43 protein-coding genes and 1 pseudogene are annotated in these 25,636 nt (G+C 48.5%); 21 read left to right on the top strand and 23 right to left on the bottom strand.

What is annotated here, in order from left to right:
• Positions 1-300 precede the first annotated feature (300 nt).
• The 7 genes from ACD630_RS11570 to ACD630_RS11540 form a co-directional block, all read right to left on the bottom strand.
• Entirely contained in the window at positions 301-1,365 is a 1,065-nt protein-coding gene (locus ACD630_RS11570; RefSeq protein WP_430359129.1) for a phage integrase Arm DNA-binding domain-containing protein, read from the bottom strand.
• Positions 1,343-1,528: an excisionase gene (locus tag ACD630_RS11565; protein ID WP_252120483.1), complete on the bottom strand. Its 186-nt coding sequence runs from the start codon at positions 1,526-1,528 to the stop codon at positions 1,343-1,345. The genes ACD630_RS11570 and ACD630_RS11565 overlap by 23 nt, the downstream gene beginning before the upstream one ends.
• 172 nt (positions 1,529-1,700) lie before the next feature.
• Complete coding sequence (locus ACD630_RS11560) at positions 1,701-1,868, bottom strand: protease FtsH-inhibitory lysogeny factor CIII (protein WP_430359128.1); 168 nt, start codon at positions 1,866-1,868, stop codon at positions 1,701-1,703.
• Positions 1,869-1,883: 15 nt separating this feature from the next.
• Positions 1,884-2,093, bottom strand: a complete 210-nt coding sequence (locus tag ACD630_RS11555; protein ID WP_430359127.1) for a hypothetical protein — start codon at positions 2,091-2,093, stop codon at positions 1,884-1,886.
• A gap of 12 nt (positions 2,094-2,105) precedes the next feature.
• On the bottom strand, positions 2,106-2,906 hold the full coding sequence (locus tag ACD630_RS11550) for a phage antirepressor KilAC domain-containing protein (RefSeq protein ID WP_430359126.1): 801 nt from the start codon (positions 2,904-2,906) through the stop codon (positions 2,106-2,108).
• A 422-nt stretch (positions 2,907-3,328) separates the two neighbouring features.
• Positions 3,329-4,210: a DNA adenine methylase gene (locus ACD630_RS11545; RefSeq protein WP_430359125.1), complete on the bottom strand. Its 882-nt coding sequence runs from the start codon at positions 4,208-4,210 to the stop codon at positions 3,329-3,331.
• Positions 4,211-4,439: 229 nt separating this feature from the next.
• Complete coding sequence (locus ACD630_RS11540) at positions 4,440-5,300, bottom strand: DNA cytosine methyltransferase (RefSeq protein WP_430359997.1); 861 nt, start codon at positions 5,298-5,300, stop codon at positions 4,440-4,442.
• Between the two features lie 187 nt (positions 5,301-5,487).
• On the opposite strand from ACD630_RS11540, the gene ACD630_RS11535 reads away from it, so the two are divergent.
• Entirely contained in the window at positions 5,488-5,901 is a 414-nt protein-coding gene (locus tag ACD630_RS11535) for a DUF1640 domain-containing protein (RefSeq protein ID WP_430359124.1), read from the top strand.
• 66 nt (positions 5,902-5,967) lie between these two features.
• On the opposite strand, the gene ACD630_RS11530 is transcribed toward ACD630_RS11535, so the two are convergent.
• The 8 genes from ACD630_RS11530 to ACD630_RS11495 all read right to left on the bottom strand — a co-directional run bounded on the left by ACD630_RS11530 (position 5,968) and on the right by ACD630_RS11495 (position 9,344).
• Positions 5,968-6,591 (bottom strand): lambda exonuclease family protein, encoded by a 624-nt coding sequence (locus tag ACD630_RS11530; protein ID WP_430359123.1) that lies wholly within the window; start codon positions 6,589-6,591, stop codon positions 5,968-5,970.
• Positions 6,575-7,315, bottom strand: a complete 741-nt coding sequence (bet, locus tag ACD630_RS11525; protein ID WP_430358851.1) for a phage recombination protein Bet — start codon at positions 7,313-7,315, stop codon at positions 6,575-6,577. The genes ACD630_RS11530 and bet overlap by 17 nt, the downstream gene beginning before the upstream one ends.
• Positions 7,312-7,617 (bottom strand): hypothetical protein, encoded by a 306-nt coding sequence (locus tag ACD630_RS11520; RefSeq protein ID WP_430358850.1) that lies wholly within the window; start codon positions 7,615-7,617, stop codon positions 7,312-7,314. Before ACD630_RS11520 ends, bet begins: the two co-directional genes overlap by 4 nt.
• A complete protein-coding gene (locus ACD630_RS11515; protein WP_430358849.1) occupies positions 7,614-7,796 on the bottom strand; it encodes a hypothetical protein in 183 nt (60 codons plus the stop codon). Before ACD630_RS11515 ends, ACD630_RS11520 begins: the two co-directional genes overlap by 4 nt.
• Positions 7,797-7,871: 75 nt before the next feature.
• A complete protein-coding gene (locus tag ACD630_RS11510; RefSeq protein ID WP_430359122.1) occupies positions 7,872-8,525 on the bottom strand; it encodes a hypothetical protein in 654 nt (217 codons plus the stop codon).
• Between the two features lie 107 nt (positions 8,526-8,632).
• Entirely contained in the window at positions 8,633-8,869 is a 237-nt protein-coding gene (locus ACD630_RS11505; protein ID WP_430359121.1) for a hypothetical protein, read from the bottom strand.
• The gene (locus ACD630_RS11500; RefSeq protein ID WP_430359120.1) at positions 8,866-9,069 is read right to left on the bottom strand and encodes a hypothetical protein; all 204 of its coding nucleotides are present in this window, start codon (positions 9,067-9,069) and stop codon (positions 8,866-8,868) included. Before ACD630_RS11500 ends, ACD630_RS11505 begins: the two co-directional genes overlap by 4 nt.
• Positions 9,054-9,344, bottom strand: a complete 291-nt coding sequence (locus tag ACD630_RS11495; RefSeq protein WP_430358805.1) for a hypothetical protein — start codon at positions 9,342-9,344, stop codon at positions 9,054-9,056. The genes ACD630_RS11500 and ACD630_RS11495 overlap by 16 nt, the downstream gene beginning before the upstream one ends.
• A 561-nt stretch (positions 9,345-9,905) precedes the next feature.
• Here ACD630_RS11495 and ACD630_RS11490 point away from each other — a divergent pair.
• Positions 9,906-10,352, top strand: coding sequence for a hypothetical protein (locus tag ACD630_RS11490; protein WP_430357718.1), 447 nt, complete (start codon positions 9,906-9,908; stop codon positions 10,350-10,352).
• A 121-nt stretch (positions 10,353-10,473) separates the two neighbouring features.
• On the opposite strand, the gene ACD630_RS11485 is transcribed toward ACD630_RS11490, so the two are convergent.
• The gene (locus ACD630_RS11485) at positions 10,474-10,854 is read right to left on the bottom strand and encodes an antitermination protein (protein ID WP_430358844.1); all 381 of its coding nucleotides are present in this window, start codon (positions 10,852-10,854) and stop codon (positions 10,474-10,476) included.
• Positions 10,855-11,126: 272 nt separating this feature from the next.
• Between ACD630_RS11485 and ACD630_RS11480 the strand changes: the two genes are divergently transcribed.
• Positions 11,127-11,576: an ECs1072 family phage-associated protein gene (locus tag ACD630_RS11480; RefSeq protein ID WP_430358843.1), complete on the top strand. Its 450-nt coding sequence runs from the start codon at positions 11,127-11,129 to the stop codon at positions 11,574-11,576.
• A 475-nt stretch (positions 11,577-12,051) separates the two neighbouring features.
• Here the strand turns inward: ACD630_RS11480 and ACD630_RS11475 are convergent, their stop codons facing one another.
• On the bottom strand, positions 12,052-12,720 hold the full coding sequence (locus ACD630_RS11475) for a LexA family protein (protein ID WP_430359119.1): 669 nt from the start codon (positions 12,718-12,720) through the stop codon (positions 12,052-12,054).
• An 89-nt stretch (positions 12,721-12,809) separates the two neighbouring features.
• Between ACD630_RS11475 and ACD630_RS11470 the strand changes: the two genes are divergently transcribed.
• From ACD630_RS11470 to ACD630_RS11450, 5 genes are all read left to right on the top strand, one after another.
• Positions 12,810-13,055 carry a transcriptional regulator gene (locus tag ACD630_RS11470; RefSeq protein ID WP_291971013.1) on the top strand — a complete coding sequence of 82 codons (246 nt, stop codon included), beginning with the start codon at positions 12,810-12,812 and terminating at the stop codon, positions 13,053-13,055.
• Positions 13,056-13,253: 198 nt separating this feature from the next.
• Positions 13,254-13,532 carry a CII family transcriptional regulator gene (locus ACD630_RS11465; protein WP_430357713.1) on the top strand — a complete coding sequence of 93 codons (279 nt, stop codon included), beginning with the start codon at positions 13,254-13,256 and terminating at the stop codon, positions 13,530-13,532.
• A gap of 33 nt (positions 13,533-13,565) precedes the next feature.
• Positions 13,566-13,730, top strand: a complete 165-nt coding sequence (locus ACD630_RS11460; protein ID WP_430359118.1) for a hypothetical protein — start codon at positions 13,566-13,568, stop codon at positions 13,728-13,730.
• The gene (locus tag ACD630_RS11455) at positions 13,727-14,473 is read left to right on the top strand and encodes a helix-turn-helix domain-containing protein (RefSeq protein WP_430358838.1); all 747 of its coding nucleotides are present in this window, start codon (positions 13,727-13,729) and stop codon (positions 14,471-14,473) included. Before ACD630_RS11460 ends, ACD630_RS11455 begins: the two co-directional genes overlap by 4 nt.
• Positions 14,470-15,846, top strand: a complete 1,377-nt coding sequence (locus tag ACD630_RS11450) for a replicative DNA helicase (protein WP_430359117.1) — start codon at positions 14,470-14,472, stop codon at positions 15,844-15,846. Before ACD630_RS11455 ends, ACD630_RS11450 begins: the two co-directional genes overlap by 4 nt.
• Before the next feature lie 387 nt (positions 15,847-16,233).
• On the opposite strand, the gene ACD630_RS11445 is transcribed toward ACD630_RS11450, so the two are convergent.
• The 4 genes and pseudogenes from ACD630_RS11445 to ACD630_RS11430 all read right to left on the bottom strand — a co-directional run.
• Positions 16,234-17,442: an IS256 family transposase gene (locus ACD630_RS11445; RefSeq protein WP_430359996.1), complete on the bottom strand. Its 1,209-nt coding sequence runs from the start codon at positions 17,440-17,442 to the stop codon at positions 16,234-16,236.
• Positions 17,352-18,011 (bottom strand): type II toxin-antitoxin system VapC family toxin, encoded by a 660-nt coding sequence (locus tag ACD630_RS11440; protein WP_430359116.1) that lies wholly within the window; start codon positions 18,009-18,011, stop codon positions 17,352-17,354. The genes ACD630_RS11445 and ACD630_RS11440 overlap by 91 nt, the downstream gene beginning before the upstream one ends.
• Positions 18,008-18,706 (bottom strand): hypothetical protein, encoded by a 699-nt coding sequence (locus tag ACD630_RS11435; protein WP_430357708.1) that lies wholly within the window; start codon positions 18,704-18,706, stop codon positions 18,008-18,010. Before ACD630_RS11435 ends, ACD630_RS11440 begins: the two co-directional genes overlap by 4 nt.
• Before the next feature lie 113 nt (positions 18,707-18,819).
• Positions 18,820-18,927, bottom strand: a pseudogene (locus tag ACD630_RS11430) (LexA family transcriptional repressor); the annotation flags it as partial.
• A 264-nt stretch (positions 18,928-19,191) separates the two neighbouring features.
• On the opposite strand from ACD630_RS11430, the gene ACD630_RS11425 reads away from it, so the two are divergent.
• The 5 genes from ACD630_RS11425 to ACD630_RS11405 are packed head-to-tail and all read left to right on the top strand — an operon-like array spanning position 19,192 to position 20,996.
• Positions 19,192-19,629: a recombination protein NinB gene (locus ACD630_RS11425; protein ID WP_430357707.1), complete on the top strand. Its 438-nt coding sequence runs from the start codon at positions 19,192-19,194 to the stop codon at positions 19,627-19,629.
• Complete coding sequence (locus ACD630_RS11420; protein ID WP_430358834.1) at positions 19,626-19,826, top strand: hypothetical protein; 201 nt, start codon at positions 19,626-19,628, stop codon at positions 19,824-19,826. Before ACD630_RS11425 ends, ACD630_RS11420 begins: the two co-directional genes overlap by 4 nt.
• A gap of 2 nt (positions 19,827-19,828) precedes the next feature.
• Entirely contained in the window at positions 19,829-20,344 is a 516-nt protein-coding gene (locus ACD630_RS11415; protein ID WP_430359115.1) for a phage N-6-adenine-methyltransferase, read from the top strand.
• 2 nt (positions 20,345-20,346) lie between these two features.
• Positions 20,347-20,637, top strand: a complete 291-nt coding sequence (locus ACD630_RS11410) for a DUF1364 domain-containing protein (protein ID WP_430359114.1) — start codon at positions 20,347-20,349, stop codon at positions 20,635-20,637.
• A complete protein-coding gene (locus ACD630_RS11405) occupies positions 20,634-20,996 on the top strand; it encodes a RusA family crossover junction endodeoxyribonuclease (RefSeq protein ID WP_430359113.1) in 363 nt (120 codons plus the stop codon). Before ACD630_RS11410 ends, ACD630_RS11405 begins: the two co-directional genes overlap by 4 nt.
• A gap of 45 nt (positions 20,997-21,041) precedes the next feature.
• On the opposite strand, the gene ACD630_RS11400 is transcribed toward ACD630_RS11405, so the two are convergent.
• On the bottom strand, positions 21,042-21,209 hold the full coding sequence (locus ACD630_RS11400; RefSeq protein ID WP_430359112.1) for a hypothetical protein: 168 nt from the start codon (positions 21,207-21,209) through the stop codon (positions 21,042-21,044).
• On the opposite strand from ACD630_RS11400, the gene ACD630_RS11395 reads away from it, so the two are divergent.
• Positions 21,199-21,921, top strand: coding sequence for an antitermination protein (locus tag ACD630_RS11395; RefSeq protein ID WP_430359995.1), 723 nt, complete (start codon positions 21,199-21,201; stop codon positions 21,919-21,921). The genes ACD630_RS11400 and ACD630_RS11395 overlap by 11 nt on opposite strands.
• Positions 21,922-22,322: 401 nt before the next feature.
• On the opposite strand, the gene ACD630_RS11390 is transcribed toward ACD630_RS11395, so the two are convergent.
• Entirely contained in the window at positions 22,323-22,547 is a 225-nt protein-coding gene (locus tag ACD630_RS11390) for a YdiH family protein (protein ID WP_430357765.1), read from the bottom strand.
• A 159-nt stretch (positions 22,548-22,706) separates the two neighbouring features.
• Between ACD630_RS11390 and ACD630_RS11385 the strand changes: the two genes are divergently transcribed.
• The 7 genes from ACD630_RS11385 (at position 22,707) to ACD630_RS11355 (ending at position 25,432) form a co-directional block, all read left to right on the top strand.
• Positions 22,707-22,961 (top strand): phage holin, encoded by a 255-nt coding sequence (locus tag ACD630_RS11385; protein WP_430357700.1) that lies wholly within the window; start codon positions 22,707-22,709, stop codon positions 22,959-22,961.
• A complete protein-coding gene (locus tag ACD630_RS11380) occupies positions 22,961-23,488 on the top strand; it encodes a lysozyme (protein WP_430359111.1) in 528 nt (175 codons plus the stop codon). The genes ACD630_RS11385 and ACD630_RS11380 overlap by 1 nt, the downstream gene beginning before the upstream one ends.
• On the top strand, positions 23,485-23,853 hold the full coding sequence (locus ACD630_RS11375; RefSeq protein WP_430360137.1) for a hypothetical protein: 369 nt from the start codon (positions 23,485-23,487) through the stop codon (positions 23,851-23,853). The genes ACD630_RS11380 and ACD630_RS11375 overlap by 4 nt, the downstream gene beginning before the upstream one ends.
• Positions 23,753-24,016 (top strand): Rz1-like lysis system protein LysC, encoded by a 264-nt coding sequence (gene lysC, locus ACD630_RS11370; protein WP_430359818.1) that lies wholly within the window; start codon positions 23,753-23,755, stop codon positions 24,014-24,016. Before ACD630_RS11375 ends, lysC begins: the two co-directional genes overlap by 101 nt.
• Positions 24,017-24,247: 231 nt before the next feature.
• Positions 24,248-24,784 (top strand): BRO-N domain-containing protein, encoded by a 537-nt coding sequence (locus ACD630_RS11365; protein ID WP_430357764.1) that lies wholly within the window; start codon positions 24,248-24,250, stop codon positions 24,782-24,784.
• Positions 24,784-25,212, top strand: coding sequence for a hypothetical protein (locus ACD630_RS11360; RefSeq protein ID WP_430357763.1), 429 nt, complete (start codon positions 24,784-24,786; stop codon positions 25,210-25,212). Before ACD630_RS11365 ends, ACD630_RS11360 begins: the two co-directional genes overlap by 1 nt.
• 10 nt (positions 25,213-25,222) lie before the next feature.
• Positions 25,223-25,432, top strand: coding sequence for a hypothetical protein (locus tag ACD630_RS11355; RefSeq protein WP_430358827.1), 210 nt, complete (start codon positions 25,223-25,225; stop codon positions 25,430-25,432).
• Positions 25,433-25,636 lie beyond the last annotated feature (204 nt).

Here is a 25,636-nt window from a genome sequence, read left to right as displayed (position 1 = left end):
AACCTTTTGGATTATATCGAAATAACAATGCACTTAAAAACTACGTTAAAATTATCTGAATGTGACATGGGATAATACATATAAAATTAAATTTTTTACAAATCAATATCTTATATATAAATTACATGAATTTAATATTGACATTTTGAATTAATGACAGGAAATTTCTGGTATTTAATGAGGTTTACAGGGGTTTGTAGGTGTACGCTGATGCTCCAACATCGGCGGAGAAATATTATCCTTTTTATTCAGTTCGTTACAATTAATCGATCGAAATTACTCGAAATTCGATCGAAATAATTACACCTCTGTCCACTCTGAGCCACGTACATCTCGGTACTTGTCGGTCATGGTTGCTGATTTATGCCCTAATAGTTTTTGTGCGTAGTCTTTCCCTTTCTCTTCAGTATATAAGCGAGCTGACAAACTTCTGATTTCATGAAAAGAGGGAGCAGTGCCTTCCCATTTCAACCCTGATCCACGACGCGCTTTCATAAATGCTTCAGATAATGTTCTCTTAGCGAGAACACTGTGTTTTTCATCCGCCACAATGTGAGATTTACCATTATTTAATATTCTTAATTGCTGAAGCACATCTAAAAGGGAAAGATTCAGACATTCAAGGCGGGTTGTTTCCGCGATGGCCAACATCATGCCCGTTTTTTCTTGTCTGACGTAAAGACGTCCATCCCGGTAATCACTCCAGCACATGCCCTGAACATCGCTTAGGCGTTGTCCTGTGAGTAGAGCCAGGTCAAGGCAGGGGCCAACCCATGCGGGTAATTTATCTGCTGCTTTACGGATAGCCTTCCAATCGTCCAACGTTATGCGCTCGCGTTGAATGTCTACACGCTGGTTGCGCGTAGCTTCGGCCGGATTGCTTTTGGTGACCCCTTCAGCAATGGCCTCACGAAACAAGTCAAGCAGCAATGTTCTGATGCGGTTTGCCATTGTCGGTTTTCCTGCCTTTACCCACTGATTAAGGAACGAGGCAATGTCTTTGGTTTCTACTTTATGAAGAACAAATTCCCCTAAATTGGCATTAACGGCTTTCAGGTATTTATGGTACTCGTTCATCGTTGTCAGCTTGAGTTTCCGTCCTTCGAGTATCGTCAGATAGCGTTCAGTCCATTCGCTAACTGTGGTCACCTGTGTGTCGTTGATGCGGTCAACGAGCGGTGACGGTTTTGATGAGCCATAAATCGCCATATTAGCGGCGATGGCTTGTGTAATGGCCTCTTGTCGATGGCGGCCCAGGCCATATTCTTTTCCGGTGCGTGGGTCGCGGTAGCAAAAATAGCCGCCATTGCGCGGTTGCAGGTTTGGCGGCAAATCGCGATTCTTATGGTTTCTCCGGCGTGCCATGTCTTATCCTCGATAACAGGGTGGGGTGAAGGGCGCTGGATGGGCCAATGTTTTTGTTCTGGGTGAGCTTGCAGGCGTTTTCCTCAACCAGATATTCGCGCCCATCTCGTATCGGTGCGGGAAAAATCATTCCGCTCCTGACCAATCGCCTGACGGTTTCCATACAACGCGGGCGGGGTTGCCGCCGATTCCACTCGGATAAGGTGATGTATGCCATAATTGACCTCTGCTAAAATTAAGCCACTGCGCCGTTCGTCATGACGGCGGGCAGGCGGGGGAATGACCAATCGAAGAAATGCGGGGGTGAAGGGGATTTCAGGCTGTAACAGCCTTGATTAAGGTGCTGGGGCAGGTCGTAGAGGCTTGCCTTGCTGTTCGAGGATAGCGATAAGCTTTCGGTATCCGTTTCGCAGCCATTTAACCCATTTATCCAGGTGGGTTTCTTGCGGGTGATAGCTCCCCATGAGGGCAGCATGACCATGACCCGCGAATGCATAATTCATGGGGTGCTCCTGTTTTTATATTGCTATTTGGGTGTCGTATGTCGCGTGACTCATGGTTTTCCAACTCAGGCCGTTATCTTTGGATAACATGCGCCAGTAGTGAGAAAGCCGCATTGATAAATAACCGGTTCGTCGTATGCGTCTTGCATGAATAAGTCCTTCACGGTATAAGCGTTTAAATAGCTTCTCCCGCTCCTTTATCCTGTTAGGTATTTTAGGTTTCATTCGTTGCTCCTCTCACGATGCAAGGCTGACGTGCTTCTGGTGGGTAAAATCGCCGTTCCAGTTGAGTTTCATGGGCACTTTGCCACGGCGGTAAAGGACGTAGAGGCGCTCAGCGCCTTTGCGAAGGAGTACCGGCTGGTGCTTAATGAAGTCATCGGCACCATGAACGCTAATCAGATGCTGGTGCTCAGTCAGGTATCTGTCGCGAGCGTAGGATGTTGCCCGCCAACGGGTACCGGATTGGCTTTCGTTGTAGAGCCAGTTACGGTCTGCTAACCAGTGGTTCACTTTCTGGGTGTTAACACCATTGAGCATTTTACAGAACTGGGTCGGGGTCATGCCCTCCTTGAACAGGCTCTTGAGGTCGTGGAGTTCTGCTTCCTGCTCTTTGTTGACCAATGCCAGTGCAGCTTCACTCTTTTTCGATTCCAGCAGGGCTTCCAGGGCGGAGATGTAGTTTTCCGGTAATGCGGGGACTGTGGTGATTGCCTGCGATTTTGAGGCAGCCAGTTGCTCCAGCTTATCAATCAGCGAACGACGAACTGCCTTCGACTCACGCGCTGCGACACGGAGAGCTTGTTTGAGCGTCATGTGGATAATCTCAGACTCAGTATTGTTCGTTTTTTGAACTACGGAAATTTCGTAGTGCTCTCCTTCAAGCTCATCTTTAATTTTTTCAACGAAGTCGTTATTGCGGATAGGTTTCTCTCCGTATTGCTTGCGCGTTTCGTTGACCATAATCAGCAACCGCTGAGAGTCGATTCCGTTGTCGCTACTTGTGGTTAAATTTTGCACGTTCATTAAATTTTGCACACAGATATACCTCGTTGGTTAAAACGATAATGGAACCCCGGCACGTTACCGGGGCGGGATTAGTGGTTAATGGGGCTTTGTTGAATAAATAGATTTTATGCTGGCAGTCCAGTGAAACGACGGATCCTCGCAACGCAAAATCATGCAGTTAGGCCTCATGAGAAAACTGTACACCTGAGGGGACAAGCATTTTCTACCAAAACTGGCGTGTCACAACAGCATTATTCCCTATTATTCAACAAAGCCGCCGTCATGATGAATGCCCCCCACTGGATCACGCTCTGAAGAGGTGGTTTATGGTGGGTTGTGCAGGATTCGAACCTGCGACCGAAATTTTTTATCTTATTGATTATAAATAATTTATTAAAAAGTGAATATACTGCGGCTCTTTTACGGCGCTTCCTCTGTCCGGGTGTAGTCGTCTAGCTCATAGCATTTTTAATGGCAGGTGCTTTTACCTTAGTTGGATCATCGGTTTTAAAGACCTTCAATCGTTTACTGAAGAACATCACTTCTGAGCCCTTATATCGATCTTGAGCACTGTAGTTTATTCCATAGACTAATGATGATGCCTTATACATACCTTGGATCTCAGGAGTATTATCGTAAGAAACAATCCATGGTGTTTTAATATCATTCTGTACTACTTTTGCAACATTAACATGGTCACCATGTTCATAATGGTTGATATATAATCCCTTACCTTTTATGTAATATGGCGGGTCTAAATATGTTAATGATTTCTTCGGCAATTGAACAACTATTTTTTTTATGAAATCAATTGCATCCATGTTATACAAGTCTATTCTTTCACGGTTTTTTGATATTTTCTTTATCCGAGAAATTAACTCACTTTTGTTATAGCGAGCATCAAGCTTCCATTGCCCTTCTTGATTTTTACCACCAATCACACCGCCTTTTAATATTCCAGAACGATTTGTTCTATTAAGAAAAAAGGAAGAAAAACCAATTGTTAGCATATCATGGCCTTTGGGATTATTAATTATTTCTTTCTGTTTGAACCACTCATTCATTGTGACTTCAGTTCCTTCAATTAAAGCACACAGGTGGTCTGCATTATTTAATACAGTGTGCCAAAAGGCATAAACAGAAATATTAATATCATTAAGAATGATTTTTTCAGCTACATTTAAATGTAAAAGCTTCAGCGCTAAACCAGCCCCTCCAGCATATGGCTCTGCATAATGTATAGGCGAAAGCTTATTATCTTCAATAATCCGAAGCATGAAATTTGAAAGCTTGCCTTTGCCGCCAGGATAGCGAAGTGGGGTGTTAAAACGCATATGATACCTCTAAATGGCTTTGTTGAATAAATAGATATTATGCTGCGTAGCCATAAAGGCTGCGGATTCCCTTGACGTAAAATCAGTATGTTAAATCCAGAGCGTGGTGATGCATCCCGGAGCGATCAGCATTTTAATCCCAAACAGGCGTGTCATAACAGCATGATCACCTATTATTCAACAAAGCCTAAAAACCGTTGTAGAACCCCGGCGCGATCCCGGGGCGGGATTAGTGATTAGTGGCGTTGCAGGAACTGGTTAATGTTCGCCTGTTGCCATTTTTCGAGCGCATGGGTTCTCCTTGCGTCAATGAGGTGTATGACTCTATGAACGCTTTTGCCGCCTCCACGTTGATAGCGTTTCCGTAGGCGCGCACTCGTCCCACGCGGTTGGTAACCCCATAAGCCAGCGGGAATGCGCCGGGTTCAACTGGCCGCCACTTTTCATCCCGGCACAGGAGCCAGTCAGCCTCTCGCCAGAAGCCGTTAACCGCACTGGGGTTGTCAGCCACACTACGCGCCCCAGCAATGCATTGAGCTGCACATTCGGGCATTCCCTGCCATCCTTCCCGTCCCGCGTGGTCGGCGTAGGCCACCCAGTACGCCCGGTCGCGGATATGCGGGGCACCGACGCCCGCAGACGGAAACGGCACACACCCGAAGGCGTAGTCCACGGCTTCCAGGTCAGCCTGTACAAGGTCGAACCAGAGGTTTGCATGGCTGCTTGCAACCTGTTCACCAAAAACGTACTCAGGGCGGCACTGGCTGATGAGCCAGTGAAAAGCGGGCCAGAGATGCCGCTCGTCATAAAACCCGCCGCCCTTGCCTGCCGCGCTGAAAGGCTGGCAGGGGCAACTGCCCGTCCACACGGGTTTATCATCGGGCCATCCTGCTTTTCGCAGGGCATACGACCATACGCCGATCCCGGCAAAGAAATGGCATTGCGTGTAGTTTTGTAAGTCATCGGGAGTGACATCCTCAATCGAACGTTCATCAACATCGCCTAGCGCAATATGACCGGCGGCAATCAGGTTTCTCAGCCACTGTGCTGCATAAGGGTCAATTTCGTTGTAGTAAACTGCTGCCATCATCCAGTCACCATGTATCGAATCCGGCAGGGACAGCACGGGGTAATGATGTAGTTATCTGCTCTGGTTATTTTTGTCATAACAATTTCTCCATAATTAAACGGATGTGGTTATCAGAGGGCTAACGGGTAAAACTTTGCAGATTGGCGGTCAGATCGCTTACACTTGGCTTAATACAGGAGGATCCGCTATGGGCCAGGTTGCATTTGATACATTGCAGGCGTCAGAAGAGCTTCAAACCGCCGGGCTTACCAGTCAGCAGGCCAAGGCGATTTCGCTCGTCGTACGCAAGTCTCATGAGGTGGCGGATGTTGCTACAAAGGCTGATATTGCCGAGGTAAAGCGCGATATCGCTGATGTCCGTAAGGATCTATCCGCAGAGATAGCCGATGTGCGTAAGGACCTGTCCGCAGAGATAGCCGATGTACGTAAGGACCTGTCCGCAGAGATAGCCGATGTACGTAAGGACCTGTCCGCAGAGATAGCAGATGTCCGTAAGGATATGACTGCCGGTTTTGATAAACTTGGCATGCAGATGACCATCCGACTTGGGCTAATGGTCGCCGCCGCTGTCAGCATCATTGCTGCCATTCTCAAAATGTGACGGTGTACTATACCCCTTGGGTCAGGCTGAACCTGATTGTGTACCCGCCCGACGACGTGCATGCACTCATGCTGCCACCTTGGATAATTTCCTGATAGCCTCAAGTTCGTTTTCAAGCTCAGCCAGAAACTGCCTTAACGCCTCCTCTATTTCAGCAACCCGTTTATCCTCCTGATGAATTCTCAACTGGTAATAGGCAAGGTCTGGCGGTAGCCTGTCGTCATAGCTGACAAAATCACACCATTTCCTGCCCGTACACATCATTTGGGCGTGCATCTGTAGGAGGTATTGGTTTTTCAGCTTACCGGTCTTGATGGTTTCTAAATGCGTCCATGTGTTGGGGCATTTTATTTCTATCAGGCCATCATTTCCGACCAGGCCATCAGGCGACGCCCCAAATCCTACGATCTCTGGATGGGGAATAAATCCCACTTCTGTAACTTCTGCGTCAAACTGGTTAAGCAGGTACATCTCCCGCGCCACCGGTTCAAGTTCAGTGCCGTGCTGCATGGCCGAGTTTGCGTAACTTTCTTCCACCTTTCCTGTTAGGCGCTGGCAGATAAGCTCTGCCATGTAGTTCTGGCGGCTGGCGGAATAGCCCGATTGGGTTTTTGCCATTACGTCAGACAGGCGACTGGCGGTCACGTTGCCACAACGGGCGGAAAACCATTCATCACTGCGCTGTTGCATGATCCACCTCGCTATATTCTGCATCGACGGGAATGCTTTTTTTGATGCGCTCCTTCTCTGCATTGCCGATAATCTGGCGCTCTTCGTGGGTCAGGTTTTTCCATGTTTCTGCGAAGACTTCCATGCTTAGCTGAGCCGCCTCTTCGCACCGGGCAATCAATGCCGGTCGGCGCTCGTCTGTTTGTTGTCCAACAACAACGCTTGCCGGGCTGCTTTCGATGATCCGCTCTGCTTCGTCGCTGTCGTAAATGCCAGCAAACCCAAATGCCATGCGTGCACACTGAATAAGTGACTTGTGGCGCAGCATACGGGTGGGGTGTGATTGCCACGGCTGGGTATTGCGCTTACACTCGCCCATGTATTCGGTGACTACAGTGGGGTGTTTGCGATCTTTGCGGTAAATCTTGCAGGTGCAAGCCCCCTCTTTCTTGTCGTAGCCGAATTCCATTCCGTCGAACTGAGGATGTTCGTTAATGATCCGCGCCCAACCATCTACACCAACAACCGGGACAATGCCGCCCTTATCAGGGAATGCGTAAATCTCTTTCGTCCACGGGTTAAGCCCGTACTGGTTGGCAACGATAAGTAGGGCGGTAAATTGCTCGTCCGTGACGTTACCCCCCTTGAACGCCGTATTCTTAAGGGTATTCATCAAGTCCGTACCGGGCTGCATACCGAGACGCTCAGCCAGCTTCCCTGCCATTGTTGTTAATGCCGTGCTCATGCTGCATCCTCCTCATCTCTCATTCTCAACCACAACTCCGTGGCGTATTCGTATTTTGCAAGCAGCTGAATAAATCTATCCGTGAATGTCTCAAGGGCTATTTGCTGCTCAGGGTCATTGGCCAGAATGTCAACCACGCTTTCGTCAACGCCGGTCATCCTGCGAATCGCAGTAAAAATTTCATCTTGCTTTACCCGTTTATCAGCAAACGCGTAATAGGTGTTAACCACATCCAAATCGGCATCTGAGAATGTCGAGATAATTTTTTCTATCTCTCGTTGTCCTGATTCGCTGATTTTCATATCGGGTTCCCCTTCTGATTAACCGTTGCAATAAGCTGCTCGAATAACCGTTGCAGCCCGCTTTTGTTTTTGAAGCTCTGGCCCGTGACGATATTTGAGCAGTGATGTTCGATTGACCGAATCGGGTAAAATTTAATTTCAGGACGCACGATGGGGGCGCCCGCGATAGTAAGTTCCATCGTGGCTTTCCTTAATTTGGATTGATGTATTAATTGATGCCGAAAAATATCGCCGAGGGTTAAATATTCATCTCTTTATGACAGGTTAAACCGTAATTTCAGCAACGAAATGACATGACGATAAATTTCACCGTGCTTATTGTCGTAATGGCGCTTATTAACTGCCGATTCGAATTCTTCAATAGTTCCAGAGAAGCACCCGCGCCTAACAATGACACTGCCGTCTTTCTTCCTGAATGCGGTTAGTACTCCGTTTTCTGAGCCAATGGGGGATAGGGTGATCCAGTCCGCATCGCCGTACACCCGCGCATCGCCGTACACCCACGCATCGTCGTACACCCGCGCATTGCCGGACACCCGCGCATCGCCGGACACCCGCGCATTGCCGTACACCCGCGCATTGCCGTACACCAGCGCATTGCCGTACACCAGCGCATTGCCGGACACCCGCGCATCGCCGTACACCCGCGCATTGCCGTACACCAGCGCATTGCCGGACACCCACGCATTGCCGTACACCCGCGCATTGCCGGACACCCACGCATTGCCGGACACCCGCGCATCGCCGTACACCCACGCATTCCCGTCCTGAGCCAGATTCGATTCTTTTTCTACCCAGCCGCCTAATTCGCCAGCTCGAACATTACCGAAGGCGATAAGCGCTTTAATGCGAAACAATTTGATGCCGAAAAACGCTTTCACTTCGGCAGTGAGTTCGAATTTTTTCATTTAAAATTCCCTGGATTCAGGCGTAAAAAAACCACCGTCCGATGGCGTTATTGAGTATGGGGGGGAGATTGCGGCGATAAGCGGATAATGGGAATGCTGAAAGTGTTTCAGTCATAGATACCCGTTAATTTTTTCACCTGCTTTTTAAGCCACTTATTTTCCTCCACCAGAAAGGCGATGGTTGATTTGTATACCAATGTTTCGTGGTCGTCATATGGGTGAGTATTGATGCTCATCAAATAACGTGAATCATTAATATTATTGCTGCCGTTGGTGACAGCGACCATGTCACCGAAATTAGGGTGATTGAAGGTCGTGATATAAGGTTTATTAAGTTGCATCATTCAATCCTCCGTTGGTTATCAAAATATTTTCGCTTCTCCCAATCTTCTCGACATTCTTTGCAGCAGAAATTACCCTCGGTTGGCCCCTCGCAATTATAGCAGCGCCCGTTAGCCGGTAATTCCTTCTCTCGATGATTGGTGCTCAGGTGTTGGCGAAAGGCTTCTTCGTTCTGGCTGGCTATATCTACATCATCTGCCATTTTTTATTAAATTCCCTGTACTCCTTTAAATCTTTCACATCAATGCATGGTATTAAGCCATTGGCGAAAACTATTTCACCATCAATAGTCTCGATAAAGCACCAGTTTTTAAATATCCAGGGTGAAACATTATTGTTTATGTCATTCTCTATGGCTGTTGGAAAATCTACGACGTTTTTATCTAGCCATTCCAAGGCATCACACCACTCATCATAATCAGAAGGGGCAATTGGTTTTAAGCATGCTTTAATCGTGGTCCGATTTTCATTTTCCATAAATACATACCTCAATCGTTTAATAACTTCCGGGTATTGTCCGTGAGTTGTGCTTGATATTTCTCAAGCATCCTCGCGGCATAAGCGAGTGCGTCCTCACGGTCGGAGAGGTCACCGATGGCCTGTAGCAAGCCGTCGCTGCCTCGGATATAGACGCTGAAAAAGTCAGGGGTATCATTCTATTGCATTAAATAGCCGCAGTCGTCTACAACGCCCGACAGGATGATATCAGTAACAATCGTCCCCGGCGCTATCAAGTGGTCGAATTCGTCAATGAGCTTTTGCATGGTGGCCTCCGTGTTAAGTACCTGCTTTGGTGACCCTCTCAGGCGGCGAGGGTCTCGGTGTACCCCTACAACGAGAAATTTAAATATGTTAAAATCAGTGTACCCCTACAATGCAAGAAAGGTTTAGACCGATGTCTGAAAAGAAAGCAGTTACCCCCCGGGAAAATTGATTGAGAAACACATGCCGGAAAAAGCTGTAAGACCTATACCGCAGCCGGAATATACACCACCGCCACCGAAGAAAACCGGAGGCTGACAACCATAAGGAATCGCTATGAGCAGAGATGAAATTAAAGACCGCATCCTGTACGGGTATTATCTTGAACAGTTGTACACCACCGCGACGGGGCGACTTGACCGACTCTTTTCGGTGTTAACGTTGATTTTCGGCTCAGCGATAGTGCTAAAAGCGAACCCATTTTTCTTTGGGGTGATGATCGTGATTATTTCAGCGGTGCAATCGACTTACCAATTTGGCAAGCAGTCCGCCGGAGCCGCGAAACAATCCTTTGAGTATCTTCGATTATTCACAAATGAAGCCCGGTTCAGTGATGCAGACCTGAAAGCAAAACTTATTGAACTTGAGAGCATCGATAACAACATCTGGTCTTGTCTGAAGCCTATAGCATTGCGGAAAACGCAAATAAAAATGGATCTTCCTGTTGAAAATCAAGAAAAGCTTTCCAGGCTATCAACGTTGTTACGGTTACTTTGTGGTTAAATATTACAAAAATTATCCTCTATGCGGTGAGTATTACCTTGCCGCAAATGTCCCCGCCTGTTTCCTGTCCCCCTCCTGAAATAACGCCACATTCTCCAGGCAGCACGCCCCCTACTCAAATTCAATGAACGGGCCGCGATGTATGCGTCTGCTTTGCTCTGGCGGTAATGCCATAGTCTGTTTTCGGTTTGCGGTACCAAATACGATGGCTAATACGCTTAACCCTGTCGTACTTTTCGGCGAAACGGTTAATTTGCTCTCTGAATCCAGCCAGTAAATTGAAATTAATTCGTGGCGCCCGTTTGCGCTTGAAGGCTAATTCGATTCGGTTAAGCGCTTTGCGTTTCTCTGGCTTCTGCCCCAATACCTTATAAATACGGGATGACACCAGTTCACGCCGGATCGCTTCTGCCTTGCGTCTGGCATGACGGCGAATAGCGGCGTTGGTTTTGCTAACACAATTAACGGGATTAACGGATTTACGGTAAATGATAGTAGCCATGCTCCCCTCCAATAGATGGTTTTGGTGGTGTGGTGAACGGGTATAGTCCTGGTGTTGGCTATAATTTTTATTCAGCCCACCACACCCCAAAAACATCTGGGCAAAGGTTCGGCACGTTGTCGGTGCCTTCCGTAGAGCGCGAGGCTCGTTTTGAAAGAGCGCTTAAAACAGAGCAGACTCATTAATCTGCTGTGGTTTAATGCCTGGTTTATTTCTCCACCTCAGGCGGCAGTGGTATCCTTGGCGCTCTCACACAACCAAGAAGGTTTTCTATGACTGATTACGACAATCTTTACCTTACGTTAAAGCATGATCTCATCAAGTTTTACGACACCAATGAATACGATATCAGAGAGAAACCATCTACTCTGAAAGTCCTTAAATGCCATACCCACTTACATCATTTGCTTTTAATCGAAATGGTTTTTAAAAATCATAGGGATAAATATAAAAAATCAATTTCTGATCTTTCTGGTATTAAAGCTCTGCATCACATGGTTTTCTTAAAAACCAACTGGAGACCAGAAGAAATAAGATCTACTTCAGTTCATGACCTGCTTTTTGTCCTTCAGGAAGAAATGAATTCTGAATATCTGCCGGAAGAAGAGCGCAAGTATCTAAAAACGATTTTAAACTACGACAATCCGCCAAAAATTGACTTAGCGAGTTACGCTGGTTGGTCGATAGGTGAAGGAGATCAGTATGTAAGGTCTGATCAGTAACAGCCTCAGCTTCTGTTATGCTCATCTTCAGTGAAGAAAGCTCACAGACTACACCGCGAATAGCTGAATCCTGAGATTTAACTATTCCGAGTTGGGCATTGTGCTTATCTTTCAACTCGTCAAGCAGCAGGCTCGCAATGTACATACTACCGGCTGAAAACACTGTGCTGATTGCGTCTTTATCAAAGCGCCGGGTCTCAATGGCGCTATTTGTATTTGTTACCATCTTCCATCTCCTCTTTCGTTAGCTATCCCAACCGCCGTCATGTTCGTGCGCCTCGGGCTGGCTACTTACGCTCAGGCAATCGGCGGGTAACTCGAGGTCTTGCCTGCCGGGGTATTGCCGTTGCGGGTTGGTGTTCCACCCACCGTCTAGCGTCCGATTGTGGGTCTTCTAGGAACATAATGTATCCATAGGGTACATTTGTCAAGCATAAAAAAACCCGCACTTGCGGGCTTTTATCAATAACCTTTCTTATTTAAGATAACGTCTTGCTTTTCCAGAAAAAATTACAGTACCTATTATTGAGCAACGACCATTTACTTGTATGTACTGTTCTGGCCAGTTTTTATTTAGTGCCTTCAAATATTTTTTGCCACTATCTTCAATAAGTCTCTTAAATGTAGCTTCACCCGAGTCAAGCAATAAAGCTATTACATCATCACCATGAATGGCTTCAACTTCTGGATCAACAAAAATCATATCGCCTGGCGAGTATTCTTCTATCATCGAGTCACCGACAACTCTTAAAATGTACGTCATCTCACTACAAGGAACAGGACATGGATACTGTTGCAAAAAGTTATCATCCTCTTCGGTATCTTGAATAGAAGTCCACGAACCAGCTTGTACCCAAGAGATGAGAGGAACCATTCGTATTGCAAGATTGGTTTCAGAGATGTTATTAACAGCAGCATGATTGCTTACCTGATGTTCGCTGTCTAGCCAGCCTACACCTAAAGAGAAACATTTTTCAATATGACGAGCTAAGTCATCACCTATTTTTTTTGTGGGGTTTTTCCCGATGATACGACTAACTTGAGTGGATTCACGGTCAATAAAAGCAGCGAAGGAATTATTTCCCCCAACACTATCACGAAGCTTTCTGGCGTTATCTCGCCTGATTTCATCATTAGTTTTCATATTGCCAACATTCTATCGATATGTATCAATCAGGTACAAGTGCCTTGCGTGTTCATTTTTATTCTGTATAATGTACCCAGGAGGTACCAATGAAAGAGTTTTGGGATACGTTAACAATCGCAGAGCAACATAAGCTTGCTCATAAAGTTGGCAGTAGCCGTGGATACTTGCGACTAATATTTAATGGTTACAAAAAAGTAGGTTTTTCTCTTGCCAGAAGTTTGGAGGAAGCAACCGATGGTGCTGTAACCAAAGCTCAATTACGTCCTGATATTTATGAAAACCTAGTGGGGGCACCACAGAAAGCTAAATATTATCAATACTTATCTGCCTAACCCGCAGTACCGCTCTTTACAACGGACACTCGTCCTACGGAAGCCACCGACAACGTGGCGAACGCAACATCCCACAGTAACAAACTCACTGTGACTGGCTCACGGCTTCGTCACGTCTGTTGATCACCAAAACACAGGTGCCGTGTCTCTACACGCGCATCCGATAACCTGTTTTTTTCAACAAGGAAATTATCACACATGAACCACGCAACACAAAGCAAGAAAGCCGCTCACATCGAGTCGGCGCTACTCAACAAGTTAGCCCTGATGGGACAGAAAGCCTTTGCCGCCGCCATGAACGTACCGGAGTACCAAGTCAGTCGCTGGAAGAACGGTCTGTTTCGACAGGTGAGTCTGATGTTAGCCGTGCTGAACTGCGGTGTTGCCGATGATGAAATGGCTGAGTTAGCCAAGCGGCTGGCGGGGTATCTGAGCAAAGAAAAAGCCGGTCAGTGGGAGAACACTTTTCCGGCTTAAAATTGCAACAACAAATTGATTTCAGGAGGAATTATGGCACGAAACAGCCGGAATTTCAAGCAAAAGGGCACCTGTCGCCATCATCCTGAACCCCAAACATTGATGCCAGAGGATGCGACGAAGAAATTCGCCGAACTCTTCCGCCTGCAACAACAACTTTACCTGGCTCTGCATGAGTCCGGGGAGAAACGCAAATGAGCATGTCATTGATGGCTAGGGCCATGAATATCAAAGTCGGTAACCCGATACGTAAGCTGGTTCTCCTGAAGCTGGCTGATAATGCCAATGACAAAGGGGAGTGCTGGCCTTCGTATCAGCATATTGCCGATCATTGTGAATGCAGTAAAAGCACTGTTCGAGATCACATTGATGCACTGGAAAAGGCGGGTTTGTTGGTAAAAGAAAATCGTACCGGTACGAATAATGGCAAGGGTAATGCATCCAATGTTTACTATCTGAAATTGGATAACCCTATGCCGACTACCAGCACACCCCCTGTGCCGGGAAATGGCACCCCTATGCCGGTAGGCGGCACACCCCCTATGCCGACAGGCGGCACCAGAATCAGTCACTCTTTTGAACCAGTCATAGAACCTAAAACCCCCTTACCCCCTACGGGTGAAAGTGTGAAGGGGGGTAAACCCTCCAAACGAAAATCAAACCCAATCAAATACGACGACTACCTGAACGCCTACAACGAAGCCGTGGGTGACAGACTGCCTCACGCTGTTGAAGCCAATGACGAGCGAAAACGGAAACTTGCTGCTCTGGTTAAATCTCTGGCCACGCCAAACCTGGACGGCTTTAGGTCCTACGTCAGGGCGTTTATGGCTGCTGCCAGGCCGTTCCACTTTGGCGACAACGATCGCGGCTGGGTGGCTAATTTTGATTACCTGCTTCAACGCAAGACCCTGACGAAAATCAGGGAGGGTACGCTATGAGACAGGATATCGAGGCCAGCGTGATTGGTGGTTTGCTGATCGGCGGTTTAACGCCAACGGCAACTGACGTTCTGGCAACGCTGGAGGCGGAAACCTTCGAGATCCCGATTTACAAACGAGCCTATGAGGTGATCCGTAAACAGGCTCGCACCAGAAACATGATTGATTCCCTGATGGTTGCCGAGGAATGTGGCGATGAGCATTTTGCCGACATCATGGAAACGGCGCGTAGCTGCCCCAGCGCTGCAAACCTGCGGGGCTATGCCGACACGGTGACTGAAATGTACCAGCGCCGGATGTTCGTTTCGGCTGTTGACGAGATGCGCGGGACAATCGGAAATTCATCGATTGAAGTGGCTACCGTGGCGATGGACGAACTTATCGGCAGACTGTCAGGCATTCGAAAGCCGAAGCAGGAAGTGAAGCCGGTTCGCCTTGGAGACATCATCTCCGAATACACCAACACGTTAGCGCGCCGCCTGAAAAACGGGGAAGAGTCCGACACGCTGAAAACAGGCATTGACGACTTGGACGCGATCACCGGGGGGATGAACGCTGAGGATTTAGTGATCGTCGCCGCCCGGCCCGGAATGGGGAAAACTGAACTGGCGCTTAAGGTCGCCGAAGGCGTGGCAAACCGGAAGTTACCCGGGGAGAACCAGCGGAGGGGCGTTCTGATTTTCAGCATGGAAATGAGTTCTCTACAGGTAGCTGAGCGTTCGATAGCCGGGGCAGGGCGGATGTCGGTAAGTCTGCTGCGTAACCCTTCAAACCTTGACGATGAGGGATGGGCGAGGATTGTTGACGGGATTAACCGACTGGCAGATCTTGACGTATGGGTCGTTGATGCTTGTCGCCTGACGGTGGAGGAAATCGTAGCCATTGCCAGGCGGCACAAACAGGAGCACCCAGCGCTATCGCTGATCATGGCAGACTATCTCGGGCTGATCGCCAAACCGAAAGCGGAGCGTAACGACCTTGCCATAGCCCATATCTCATGGAGCCTAAAGGCAATGGCCAAGACGCTGCGAACGCCAGTGATCGCGCTTGGTCAGCTATCACGAGACGTTGAGAAGCGACCTAACAAGCGCCCGACCAACGCCGATTTGCGTGACTCTGGCAGCCTTGAACAGGATGCCGACTCAATCATCATGCTCTACCGCGACGCGGTGTATAACGAGAATTCACCCGCCGCTCCATTCGCAGAAATCATCGTCACAAAAAACCGCTTTGGCTCACTCGGCACCGTCTATCAGCGATTCGTTAACGGTCATTTCATTGAGTGCGACCAGGACGAAGCGCGGGAGAAGTGCACGACAAGGCAGCAGACAGAAACCAGCGTACGCAGGTACGCAAAAGGCGCTGACGTCTAGGCAAACAAACAGGAGGAGTGATGAAAAGGGATACACGGAAAGCCGCTGAAAGAAGTTATGGGTTTTTAAAGCGAGGGAAACAGGAATGACAGCCTATCTAACAGAATGCATCGTGGGGCTGCTGGCAATGGCAGCCCTTTTGGTTTGGGTGGGTAAAAACGCCCCCCATGGTTAACCATAGCGATTGGAGGGGCGAGGTGTCGGTCAAGGTACTTCATCGACAGGACACAAAAAACCCGGCGCGGGGCCGGGTGGGGGGGTTAGTTCATTTTATTTTTGTCTGGCGAAGGAATGTCATGAAGAAGATTTAGTGGGAACTGGTCAGATAAGGAGATGGGTTGTATTTCAGATATGAGCCTGTTTAAGATTTTGTGTAAATGCCTTTCCTCAGAAGTGACCGTCAAGGCGGTCACCGAACTCGATAATAAAGCGACTCATTGCCATACGCCAGTCCTGTAAGGGCATCGTCCATTTCTGTGATGCCGCCTGGATTGCCAGCCATACGACCTTCTTCACCGACTCATCAGTCGGGAACACCTTGCGTTTCTTGATTGCATGCCGGAGCACGCTGTTCAGTGATTCTATAGCGTTCGTCGTGTAGATTACCTTGCGAAGTTCCTGCGGGTACGAGAAGAATGTCGACAGGTTGGCCCAGTTTGACTGCCAGATCCGGCTTATCTGCGGATAGCGCTGATCCCATGTCCCACCGAACGTCTCCAGCGCCTGAAGCGCGGCCTCTTCGGTTGGAGCCTGATACACTGCTTTGAGGTCGCGTGTTACCGCCTTATAGTCCTTCCAGGCAACGAAGCGCAGACTGTTGCGCACCATGTGCACGATGCACAACTGGATGCGGGCTTCCGGGTAGACCGTGTTGATGGCATCCGGGAACCCTTTCAGGCCGTCCACACAGGCAATGAGGATGTCGGTCAGGCCACGGTTTTTCAGTTCTGTCAGCACGTTCAGCCAGAACTTTGCGCCTTCATTTTCGGCCAGCCACATCCCCAGTAGCTCTTTCTGGCCTTCGATATTGATACCCAGCGCCAGGAACACAGACTTATTGATAACGCGGCTGTCCTGCCGGACTTTCAGAACGATACAGTCAAGGTAAACAATGGGATAAAGCGCATCCAGGGGGCGATTTTGCCATTCAACAACCTGCTCCATAACGGCATCGGTGACCTTCGATACCAGGGCGGGTGAGACATCCGCGTCATACAGCTCTTTGAACGCAGCGGCAATTTCGCGGGTGGTCATCCCTTTGGCATACAACGATAAAATCTGGTTATCCATCCCGGAGAGCCGGGTCTGGTTCTTCTTCAGCAGTTGCGGTTCAAAGGAAGCATCACGATCACGTGGTGTACGCAGTTCCAGCGGACCATCGCCGGTGGTAACAGTCTTTGTGGAGTAGCCATTGCGCGTGTTAGTTCCAGATTTGAACTGGTGCTTCTCATGCCCGAGGTGATGGGTCATTTCAGCATTAAGGGCAGCTTCAACGCTGATCTTTTTCAGCAGGCGATCAAACTGGTTGAGAGCGTCAGGGGTTTTGAGATTTTTGGCCAGCTCGTTAGCCAGAGCCTGTAACTGTTTTTCGTCCATAAAGTAACCTGCTTTTGATGTTGGATTGAACATATCAAAATCAGGCAATTACACAATCTCGTGTACAGGCTCTCAGATATTGATTTAACATCAATTCCAGCCTCCTTACCTTTCTTGATCACTTCACCATCAGAACTCCAAATTTCTGTGATCCCATTTGCTTTAGCAATGGATATTATTTGTCTATCGAATCGGATCTTATTAGCGGTTTGGTTTGAATTTATCTGTTTGGAAAACTGCTTAAACTCTTGAATAGATGGAAGTAATGAGCACTCTACTGCTGCTAACTCTTCAAAAGGAATTATTTCAAAACAGTTCATGCTCGATATTCTTTCTACGTGAGCGTGCTTGTTTCTTTCACCGTCAATTCCAAGCAAATACTCAGCAAGAACAGGTGCTGGTATCGCTATGGTGCCGCCTTGGCGTTCAATGTGCTCAAGAAGTGTTCGTGACCTCAATTCAAGATTTTCTATCTTTGAGAACCCATCATCACCAAGCAGGTTAGTGCTTGGTGAATTCTTTTCCATAAGGCAAATTAGGATGTTGGTGTCTACTATTATTTTTTTCAACTGAAACTCCTGTATTTCAGTATCAGCTCAGCCTGAGCTTCTATTTCACCCCATTTATTTGCAGGATCACTAGACAAGCGGCCAAGCCCTTCTGATAACGTTGTATCTTGAAGTTCAACGAATTTTTCTATTTTTAGGTTTTTCAATTTCCATACACCATCCTTTTTCTCGTGCTGAGAGTCTCCATACACTCTGATTTTTTTAAACAAATACTTAGCTAGCCTAACTGCATCAGGTTTCGTTGCGGTACAGATTAGTATCTCTCCACCATTCCCTCTAAGCCTTACTGAAACCAGGTCATGGTTCTTTTCAACGATGTGATACAACTCGCCTTGTATTTTTGTGTTTTTCTTTGTGACCAAGATTGGCTTATCGTCACTTATCGCTCTAATTGAGCTTAACAAGTTGTTATTAGAGTATATTTCTGCTGAAAAATTATCTTTTGATATGCGTTTTGCTAGTTTGCTCGTGTCAAGGTTTTCTATTATGTTTGCGCAAATGACGTTGTGCGATGTTGTGTTGGTTGTGTAAGTGTGAATTTCAACACATCCATCTGTGACCGCTTTGAATCTGACATCCTTTTCCTCTCCATAAAGCGTAGCGAGATCGGCAAGATAACCAGCCAGCTTATTCATTGGGATCTCGCTGGGGCTAATGCCGTTTATTACTAGTTTTAGGCTAAGTAACTCGCTCATAAAAACGCTCATAAAGTAAGAATGCTAAAACATCACTATAAAGCATACGCCTGTGTTGTAAACAACGTTCGGCCGCATCTCTGCGACCTCTCACCCACCTGCTTATGCCGTGGCTAGATTAGCCGCATTTTGGTTTCGACAGCCACACCAATGAGGCGGCAACTTCCATCGATCGGCACCATAGGCCATTGCGGGTGTAGACCCTTTAAGTATACCCCGCCTATGTTCACGAACCCCCTATGACACTGCATTTTCTTTCAAGCAGTGAGGACAGGTTGTATTAAAGGAAAGCATACCCATGAATAAGTTAACTCCCTATTTGAATGATATATCCACGATATTGAGTAACGCAGACAGGCCTGAGGTGGCGTTGTTACAACGCTATGAGATAACCTCAAGCGAGCAAAAAATTAACTTCATTCTATCACTTATTGGAAAGTTGATAGAGCAGGACAGAAGGCTTCGCGCCAGAAGTGGAGGGTGACATGGATAAAACACGCTTCCTGCTGCGTGATGAACGAATACGAAAAAACCTGAAAGCCTTTATTGATTCCCTGCCCACCGACCCACACCGCCCTCTCGAAATTACCGTCAACGATGCTAAACGGACATTACCGCAGAACGACCTGTTCCATGCGTTATGCACCGATGTTTCGCGTCAGGTGGTGTGGGCCGATAAACCCCGCCCGCTGCTGGACTGGAAGGCGCTGTTTGTCTCGGGACATGCCATCGCTACCGGCAGGCCGGGGGAGGTGGTGACGGGGCTGGAGGGGGAGTTTTGCAGCATCCGCGAGAGCACGGCTCAGATGGGCGTAAAGCGCATGAACAGTTTGATTGAGTATGCCCAGGCCTGGTCGGTCGGCAACGGCGTCAGGCGGCGGGAGGTGCGTTATTCCGGGGATTATTTTGGGAGAGTCGGATGAAGAAAACCAGTTTCAAGTACGACGGGTTAACCGGTGAAGAGGCGGAGCTACTCGTCAGGCACTACAAAGACAACGGCTATCGCGCTGCCAGGTCACTGAGCCGCGACCCCAAATACTGGGATGTCGTTGTCACCCTTCCCGAACAGCAGTACCTCAAACCAACACCACGCTCAATGCTCAACAAGGTGTGGGGGTAGATATGGCACTCAAATCACACACCAGACCAGAGCACAAGGACACATGGCGAACCCCGCCCGAGGTCTTCCAGGCGCTGGATGCGGAGTTTGGCTTCTACCTCGATGCCGCCGCGGACCACGACAATACCCTGTGTCGTCTGTATCTGACGCCAGAGGATGATGCCCTTGCCTGTGACTGGAGTAGCACCGGCGCCATCTTCTGCAATCCCCCGTACAGCAATATCCGCCCCTGGGTTGATAAAGCTGCTGAGCAGAGCCGCAAGCAGAATAAAACGGTCGTTATGCTGCTGCCTGCGGATACCTCGACGGGATGGTTCGCACTGGCTCAGAAAACGGTTGATGAGGTGCGCTTCATCACCGAAGGGCGATTGTCGTTTATCAGCGCTGAAACGGGCAAACAAGGCAAGGCGGGTAACAGCAAGGGCAGCGTGTTGTTCATCTGGCGACCGTGGCGCACAACCCCTAAAGGGATGACTACGGTAAGCAAGCACGCGCTGATTAACCGGATGTGGAGGTAGCTATGGCGAATCTTAAAAAAGAGGCCAGAGGCCGAGAGTGTCAGGTGAGGCTCTCGGGTATCTGTAACGGCAACACTGAAACCGTAGTGCTGGCCCATTACCGAATGTCCGGCATTTGCGGCACAGGCATGAAGCCTGACGACCTTTTTGGCGCATGGGCCTGTTCTGCCTGTCACGACGAAATCGACCGCCGCACGCGTATCACCGATGCCGATTATGCCCGGCTGCATCATCTGGAAGGCGTCATGCGCACACAGGTGATTTTACTGGCGCAGGGGAAGATTAAGCGATGACCGAATATCACCTGAAACTGCCGTGGCCACCATCGTTAAACACCTACTGGCGACACGCACGACATCGGCACTACATCAGCGAGAAAGGCAAAGCATACCGACAAGGCATCATCCAGATAATTCAACAGCAACACCTCGATATCAACACTCCCGCAAGACTGAAAATTTCCATTATCGCCCACGCGCCAGACAAACGACGCCGTGACCTCGACAACCTGCAAAAGGCGGTTTTCGATGCGCTCACGCACGCCGGATTCATGCTGGACGACGAGCAGATAGACGATTTCAGGGTAAAACGCGGGCAGCAAGAGCGTGGAGGCAGTCTGGATATCGTCATCACGGAATTGGAGGTGGCATGAAATTCCTTCACGACATCCTCAACCTCTTCACGCACATCACCTCAACTATCCAGCCAACGCATTATCGAGGCTGGGATGCCAGTCCTCGGAGGAAAGCCAAGTGAATTTAGAGTCGATACCGAAATACTTCTCACCGAAATCACCGAAACTTTCCGACGGATCCCCGGCAACACGAACAGACTCACTATCGATAACTGATGTGATGGCCGCCATTGGCATGACACACCAGGAGGGCGGTATAGGGTTAGATTTATTCCTGGCCAAGATTGGCGTCAGCAGCCCGGATAAAGCGATTGAGGGATTGGTAGGCATTGCTAATGGTCTGGCGGGACGACGCAGGCCTATCTCAGAACTCGATGAAGATACTAAATCGAAGCTACTGCAAGTGCTCGCAACGTTTGCATATCAGGACTATGCGCTTAGTGCTGCGAGCGTTAAACCGTGTCCAGATTGCACTGATGGGTTTATCGATACGGAGGTGTTTACGACAAAATCCCATATGCCACAGAGAGAAAAGGAATTCGTGAAGATGTCTGTATTCATGGAAGTAAAGGATTTCATCCCATCAGCTTATGAAGTGCATCGCAATGTGCGTGAAGTGGTTCGCGTGCAATGCCCGACATGCTGCGGTAAAGCGGTCGTCAGCAATTCATGTCGCTGCAAGGGAAGAGGGAAGGTAGTCGATGAAGTAGCAACCAGGGCTAACGGCGGATTGCCCGTCTACAAAGAGTGCCCGAAGTGCAAAGGGAATGGATACCGTAAAATGCCCTCTGAGAACGTCAGGCGAGCTGTGTGTTTGCAGGTGATGGAAGTATCACAACCAAGCTGGTCACGCCACTACAAGCCATTCTATGAGGCTATTGTGGGCGAATGCTTCAAAGAGGAATCAAAAGCATCTACCGCGCTGCATAAAATTACCCGATAGAAGCACGATTGCCACGGATGCATCATTTTAAAAGCAAGGTCTTGACATCTGAATGAAAATGCCCATAATGAGTCTAACAATGGCGAAATTGCATATTGTTGGTGGTGAGATAAACGAGGCGGCGCTCACCATGGAACCGCCAAGCGGGTATGTTCAGCCGATGGCTTGCTGCTCCCGCCGCATAGGCTGAGAGGTCTTGTTAACGGATAATACTCCGTCAAACCGCCTGAAAGGGGCGGTGCCAATTCAGGCACCAGCCTGACAGCTGGGGCTTTTTCCTGTTGACAGCTGCTGATTGCTGAATAAAATTATTCCGTCGCACATCTCGCTTGCTGTTTCGTCCATATCAGCTTGGCTTAGATGTGCGATAAGGCCCCGGTTAATGCCGGGGTTTTCGCTTTCTAGCGGTTTCTACTCTGGCTATCGATTTTGCATTTTGTACAGAAGCGCGACAGAAAATCGCAAAGCCCTGTTGTTTTATCATTGGAGCCTGATGAGTGAAGTAATGCGCTGAATTCTGATTCCAGCTGTTCAAATCTCTTCAGGTAATCGGTAGGGCTTAGCTCCTCGGACAGTCTGCGAAGATATTCAAACGCAAGTTGGCGGGCTGTTGGTTTATTGTTCATTGCGGTGTCCTTCTCGTTATGACTCGGCAGTTTGGTGCAGCACTCCACAGTAACACGACTTAATCATAATTCTTGTTTAATAAATATCCTAAGGCTGAGCTATTGCTCGGCCTTTTTGTTTCCTGTAAATCACACAGCGCCCACTTAGCGGGTGAGGCTATGACACGAATGAGCACTCTCTACAGCAGGCTTTCATACGGAAGCGGGACGGGCTTAATGGGCCTTGGCGCGTCTGCCAGAGCCTACGCCGCATCAACTACAGAGAGCGTATGGTTGCTTGCAGACAAAATGGCCGGGTTAACGCTCGGTGACTGGGCTATTATTGTCGGTATGGTCTGCACAATCGGCACTTTTGCTATCAACTGGTACTACCGCAGGAAGGAGTATCAGCTGAGGGAAAAAGGCGGTGCGTAATGTCAAAAGCAAGCAAACTCAGTGCGGCAATGCTGGCGCTCATCGCTGCTGGCGCGACTGCTCCCGTGATGATGGCGCAATTCCAGACTGAAAAAGAGGGGATGCGTATAAACGCTTATCCTGACGGCGGCGGCATCTGGACGATTTGCGGTGGCGTGACACGGGTAGATGGCAAGCCGGTAGTGAAGGGCATGAAGCTGACCGCCGGGCAGTGCGCAAAGATTGATGCCGCAGAACAGCAAAAGGCGCTCGATTGGGTGGATCGCAACGTTAAAGTGCCGCTCACTGAGACTCAGAAAGTCGGCATTGCCTCATTTTGTCCGTGGAATATCGGTCCCGGTAACTGCTTCACCTCAACGTTCTACCGCAAATTGAATGCCGGTGATCTCATTGGTGCCTGCAAAGAGATTAAGCGCTGGATTTGGGACGGAGGCAAAGATTGCCGTATCCGCGCCAATAACTGTTACGGGCAGATAGCGCGGCGTGACCAGGAGGCGGAATTATCGTGCTGGGGGCTGGGCGCATGAGGCTATATTTCTACGCCGCTCTCGTTGCTCTGCTGGCTACACTGTCATTTGGCGTCTACTACTACCACGACGCATACAGTGATAAAGCGAAAGACCTCGAAGCAGCAGAGCGGCAACAAAAGCAGGTCGAAACCATCGCTGGAAATCTGATCCAGTCGATGCGCATCTTCACCGCCATCACGCAGGCCAATCACGATGAAAAACAGCAGATACAGCAGCGGTCGGAAAATACCGGGGTTTACATCCGTGAAAAATTATCGACTGATGAGTGTGCTAGTCGGCCTGTTCCTGATAATGTCGTTAACAAGCTGCGAGAGCACGCGGACAGAATACGTAACGGCACCCGTCGTACCGATCCCCGCTGAACTTCTACAGGACTGCCCAGCGCCTGAAATCGCTCATCAAATGACATACGGCCAGAGCGTAGCGCTGAATGAAGAATTGCTGACCGTTATTGAGAAGTGTAACGCCGACAAGCGAAGCATTCGGGAAATCGAAGGATCCCGGAAGAATTTACCTGCCAGGTAGCTGTGCAACTCTGTGAAGAAGTGGCAAGGCTGTGAAACCAAACAATGAGGCTCGGTGAATCCGGGCTTTTTTTGTGTCTTGCAATATCCCCGCGCACCGAAAGCGCATCTAAAAACACCGAACCTGAACCTATGGAATGAGCCTTTGAGGGCGTCAGTTTGTGCTGGCGAGCCTTCGGTGGGCTGACGTTCTATTTCGGCAAAGGTTCATTTCATAGAAAAGGTAAACGCTATGACAGCATTAACGTTTAAAAATCACTCCGTGTCTACATATGATCGTGGAGACGGTGGCTTATGGTTCACCGCCCAGCAATCATCGAAAATGCTAGGTTATGCAAATGTAAAATCGGTGACCAATCTATACAACGCAAACAGTGACGAGTTTTCTCCAAGCATGACCGAGGTCATTGTTACAGTGACCTCGGGAAAATCAAAGGGTTGCGGAAACTTAAGAACAAAGACTCGTATTTTCTCGTTACGTGGCCTACATCTACTCGGTATGTTGGCAGAAACTGAGGTGGCAAAGGCACTTCGGCGCTGGGCTCTTGATCTGATGGAAAATGAGTACCAACCGAATGATGTGCGTCATACCATCCAGCAGATGCAGAATATCGTTGCTTCAGCTCGTAAAGCATCCGATGAAGATTCATCTGATGCCGGTCGCCGCTTACGTAAGCGCCAGGATGATCTCCCCGCGTTGGAAAAAGCACAGAAGTTGGTAACCGAAATAGGCCAGATATCCTTCGAGTTGATCGGAGGAGGCAAATAATGGAACAGATTCTCCAACCTCATGAGTTTTTCTGCTGGCGCGTTGCCGAAGCTTATATGTACTACCTGATGGCAACTAACCGTCGTCCCGTCTACCGTTACGAGACCGGTGATATAGAAGTGAGTCGTCATTTTTTGATGCCTTTGCTTGATGGCTATCTAGGAGACAGAAAACCACCAGAATGGCGAGCCAGGTTTTATGTGAAACTTATGACCCCATTCAGTGAAAAACCAGATCCACGAGCAATAATCTGCGTAGGCAAAGTTCCACAGTTAAATCAACGTGGCATCAAATATATGAACGCCTTGCTTCATGAGTTTGGAGACATGCTCTCGGATATTGCTGTTAAAGATGAGCGAGGCGTACTTGTTTTACCACCGGAAAGCGACTGGGCAAACCTGAAATTCAGCGATGTCTTTTTTGAATAAGGGAAGCCGAATGAAAGACTACACAGCATTCATTGAAAAGCATGTGGTCGCCGAACTGCTGAAACAGGGCTATGCGCCATCGGTCGCCCTGAAGGGGGCAGACAGGGCGCTAGATCACTACCGCTGTTCAAGCTCAGCATCAGGGAAGGGGAAGATGTTTGACGATTGCTTTCGCATAGCAAAGGCATGGGCGATGAAATACCAGCCCAAAAAGAAATGACGAAATCCAGGGCATTCTCCCGAGAGTGTTCGATATTTCATTCAGTAGCGTCACTCCCGTCGCTGTCCTGCTGTGTTAGCCAAGACCTGACTTCTCCTTGCAGTTAGCGCACAGAGGGGATCAATAACGGGATATACCGCGTTTCTCCGCACACCAAGGCGGGGTTATCGCTTATGTCAGTCTAACTGGAACTAAAGAGGGGGA

Origin of the sequence: Symbiopectobacterium sp. RP (genome assembly GCF_050472005.1) — a bacterium.
Taxonomy (GTDB): Bacteria; Pseudomonadota; Gammaproteobacteria; order Enterobacterales; family Enterobacteriaceae; genus Symbiopectobacterium.
Note: the sequence above shows the minus strand (reverse complement) of the source record. Positions and strands in the feature narration are given on the sequence as shown.